This is a genomic window from Pseudomonas sp. MB-090624 (assembly GCF_003205245.1).
In the GTDB taxonomy this organism is placed as follows: Bacteria; Pseudomonadota; Gammaproteobacteria; order Pseudomonadales; family Pseudomonadaceae; genus Aquipseudomonas; species Aquipseudomonas juntendi.
Genome location: NZ_QJRK01000096.1, coordinates 1 through 3,372, shown reverse-complemented (window position 1 = coordinate 3,372; position 3,372 = coordinate 1). Strand labels below are relative to the sequence as shown.

4 protein-coding genes are annotated in these 3,372 nt (G+C 55.9%); 1 reads left to right on the top strand and 3 read right to left on the bottom strand.

The features are described from left to right. Positions 1 to 58: 58 nt before the first annotated feature. From DMX12_RS28675 to DMX12_RS28665, 3 genes are read right to left on the bottom strand one after another with little or no spacing between them, the layout of a single operon-like run. Complete coding sequence (locus tag DMX12_RS28675) at positions 59 to 1,348, bottom strand: ISL3-like element ISPpu12 family transposase (RefSeq protein WP_004574636.1); 1,290 nt, start codon at positions 1,346 to 1,348, stop codon at positions 59 to 61. A 21-nt stretch (positions 1,349 to 1,369) separates the two neighbouring features. Beyond that, on the bottom strand, positions 1,370 to 1,882 hold the full coding sequence (gene lspA / locus DMX12_RS28670) for a signal peptidase II (protein ID WP_003821921.1): 513 nt from the start codon (positions 1,880 to 1,882) through the stop codon (positions 1,370 to 1,372). A gap of 3 nt (positions 1,883 to 1,885) precedes the next feature. After that, positions 1,886 to 2,782: a cation transporter gene (locus DMX12_RS28665; RefSeq protein ID WP_004364974.1), complete on the bottom strand. Its 897-nt coding sequence runs from the start codon at positions 2,780 to 2,782 to the stop codon at positions 1,886 to 1,888. 95 nt (positions 2,783 to 2,877) lie between these two features. On the opposite strand from DMX12_RS28665, the gene cadR reads away from it, so the two are divergent. Beyond that, on the top strand, positions 2,878 to 3,285 hold the full coding sequence (cadR, locus tag DMX12_RS28660) for a Cd(II)/Pb(II)-responsive transcriptional regulator (protein ID WP_010794431.1): 408 nt from the start codon (positions 2,878 to 2,880) through the stop codon (positions 3,283 to 3,285). Positions 3,286 to 3,372: the final 87 nt, after the last annotated feature.

The following is a 3,372-nucleotide window of genomic DNA, read 5'->3' as shown; positions in this document are numbered from 1 at the left end:
GGGTATACGGATTTAATGGTTGATGGGGCACCTTCACCCCATCAATCTGATACCACCCTCAGATGGTTGATAGATCGACTCCGTAGTTGAGTTCCTCTGCGAAGTCCGGCAGTCCGTAACCGATGGTTTTCTTGTAGAAAGGAGAGACCTTCGCAGTCGGTGCCTTCTTCTTGTGCTTCGTGGTGTAGAGCATTCGTGCCCGCATCACCTCGAAGGAGTAACCGCGCCCTTCACGGTTCTTGTCCTTGGCCAGTCGGTTGATGGACTCCGTGTAAGCGTTGGTGACGGGCATGTCCGTCTCGAAGTAGGTCATGGTCTCTTCGCGCCAGTTTCCCACTGCCCTGACCAGATCGCTCCAGACTTCCTTTTGGCCCTTCGGGATGGTGGCTATCCACTCGTCCAGGGCGGCTTCTGCCTGGAGCCGTGTGGTGGCGTCCCAGATGCCGTAGAAGCGCTCCTTGTGCTCGTAGGCGGCCAGCAGTTGCGGGAACGCGCCTGTCCAGGTCTCCATGATGAGGCGCTCCCGGTCTGAGACTTCGTGAGCGCGTTTCAGCAGGATTTTCCGGTCTCCCTTGAGAGTCCGGCTCTGGGACGGTTTCAGCTCCTTTCTGAGGCCCTTGCGCACTCTCTCTAGGGCATCGTTGGCCATGCGCACCACATGGAACTTATCGACCACGATACGGGCCTGGGGCAGCACAGCCTTGACCGCTGCCCGGTAGGGGTTCCACATGTCCATGCTGACGATCTCGACCTTCTGCCGGTCTTTCAGCTTCATCAGGTAGTTGGTCACCACGTCCTGGCGGCGGGTGGCCAGCAGGTCGAGCAGGGTTCGCTCCTCAATGTTGGTCAGAATGCAGCGGTAGCGCTTGTTCAGGTATAGCTCGTCAATGCCCAGGATGCGGGGCGTCTCGAAGCGGTGCCAGCGCCCCAGGAACTCGGCGCGGGCGTTGAAGATGTCGCGCACCGTCTTCTCGTCCAGGCCGGTCTGTGCCGCCACAAAGGTGTAGGGGTGGTTGAAGGATTCCTTCTCCACGTACTCATGCAGCCGCAGTGTCATACGGAATCCGTCCACCATCTCCGGTAGCTGGGGCCTGAATGTTGTCTTGCAGGCCCGGCAGGTGTATCGGCGGCGGACCACCCAGAGAGTGACCCGCTTGCCGTGGATGGGCAGATCACGATAGGGAACGTCACGCTTGCCGAACCGTACGAACTCACCCTGCACGCCGCATTCCTCGCAGGCGATGGGATCGGGCACGTCCACCTGGAAGTGCATTTCGTCGTCGGTTGATTTGCAGCCCAGTACTTGGTATTGCGGCAGGTGAAGGATGTTGTCGGGAAGTTCGGTCATGGTGTTGTATAGGCGTAGGTGTCAGTCAGATCCATCCGACTCGGCATTGGTGTTTGCTTTTTTACCCAACAAGCTGCTGGAAACGAAAAGTAAGGCACCGAGGACAATTGCAATATCAGCCAGGTTGAAGGCCGGCCAATGCCAGTCTCGCCAATAGAAATCAAAGGAATCCACAACATAGCCGCGAAAGACCCGGTCAATCAGGTTGCCCATGGCGCCACCGAGGATAAGACTGTAAGCGATGGCTTCTCCTTTATGACGATTTTCAAGGATCAGCTTGATCAGAAAAATCGAGACCACTACCGCGATTCCGATAAAAAAGTAGCGCTGCCAGCCTCCACCATTCGCAAAAAGACTGAATGCGGCACCGGTGTTCCATAGGTGCACCCAGTTAAAGAACGGGGTCACCGAAACATACTCGCCATAGGCCATTGATTGCTGCACCAGCCACTTTACAGCCTGATCAGACGCTGCCAGCAGGCCCGATATGGACAATAGGGCATACGGCGAGAGCTTTTTGCCAATAATGAGCATTATTTAACCCTTCAACGCCAAAATGCGTCTGGCACCGTTAAGTACAATGCCCCCCGCGATGGTGCCGATAATCAGATCCGGATAATTGGAACCGGTCCACGCGACCAGGGCGCCGGCGGTGATGACCCCCAGGTTGATCACCACGTCGTTGGCCGAGAATATCCAGCTTGCCTTCATGTGCGCCCCGCCTTCCCGATGTTTGGATATGAGCAGCAGACAACTGGTATTGGCAATCAATGCGACGAATGCGATAGCCATCATCACCAGCGATTCAGGCTCACTACCGAATACAAAGCGTCTCACCACCTCTACGAGCACGCCCACAGCCAAGATCAGTTGCAGTACACCAGCAAGATGCGCGGCACGTACCTGCATTTTCACGCTATGTCCAACCGCATAAAGGGCAAGCCCGTACACCGCCGCATCGGCAAAATTGTCCAGGGATTCTCCAATCAGGCCGGTGGACCGGGCGATCAGACCGGCAGTCATTTCCACCACGAACAGAAGTGCATTGATGCCGAGCAACCAGCGCAGGGTCCCGGATTCTTGCTTAGCAGAAGCTGCCGAAAACTCGGCGGCCTTGATGGTCTCCGGATTTGCAGCGACGGTTTCCTGAAGCGAGGCGCCTAGCCCCAAGGTCTTCAGTTTCGAGGTGACGGGCTCGACCTCGCCGTCATGCACGACCTTCAGCCGGCGGTTCGACAAGTCGAAGGACAGCGCCCGAATCTCCTCAAAGCCGTTCAGGGCTAGGCGAATCATTCGTTCTTCTGATGGACAGTCCATCTTCGGCACGGCATAAACACTGACCCATCTCCCTGGCGCCTCGGAGGAGGCCTGTATATCGGTATCCGCTGCGGACGTTGCATCACCGCCACAGGCGCCACCACAGGATTTGCTCATGATACGACTCCACTTGAACAATGTTGTGGTACCATTTAAAACTATAAAGCTACTATAAGGTCAATAGAGTAAAGAATCCGTTGGGGAGGAGGCTGATGCGCATTGGTCAGTTGGCGCAGTTGGTAGGGGTCGAAACACAGACGATCCGCTTCTATGAACAGCAGGGCTTGTTGCCGCCGCCTGATCGGCAGGACAACGGTTACCGTGTCTATACCGAGAAACACGTTGAGCGGCTGGCCTTTATTCGTCGCTGCCGCATCCTGGATCTGTCACTGGCAGAAATTCACGAACTAAAGCGCTATCAGGACGACCCTCATCAGCCTTGTACCGCCGTCAACGCCTTGCTCGATGATCACATCTCTCATGTGCGGTCGCAGATAACCGCTCTGCAAGCGCTTGAGAAACAACTCGTTTCACTGAGAGCGAGTTGCAACGATGACCGGGAAGTTGAGGCGTGTGGGGTTCTTGCTGGAATTAGCGAAGGAAACATGCACCAGCAGTAGGTGAAGCATCAACCAGATAATCCGATGAGATGCCGGTCTGTCTCACTCTCATGCAAAGGTAAGATCAACCATTTAATCCGCTTACCC

What these genes read in the sequence shown, in the direction of transcription:
- cadR (WP_010794431.1), top strand. Translation starts at nt 2,878, where the DNA reads ATGCGCATTGGTCAGTTGGCGCAGTTGGTAGGGGTCGAAACACAGACG.
- lspA (WP_003821921.1), bottom strand. Translation starts at nt 1,882, where the DNA reads ATGCTCATTATTGGCAAAAAGCTCTCGCCGTATGCCCTATTGTCCATA.
- DMX12_RS28665 (WP_004364974.1), bottom strand. Translation starts at nt 2,782, where the DNA reads ATGAGCAAATCCTGTGGTGGCGCCTGTGGCGGTGATGCAACGTCCGCA.
- DMX12_RS28675 (WP_004574636.1), bottom strand. Translation starts at nt 1,348, where the DNA reads ATGACCGAACTTCCCGACAACATCCTTCACCTGCCGCAATACCAAGTA.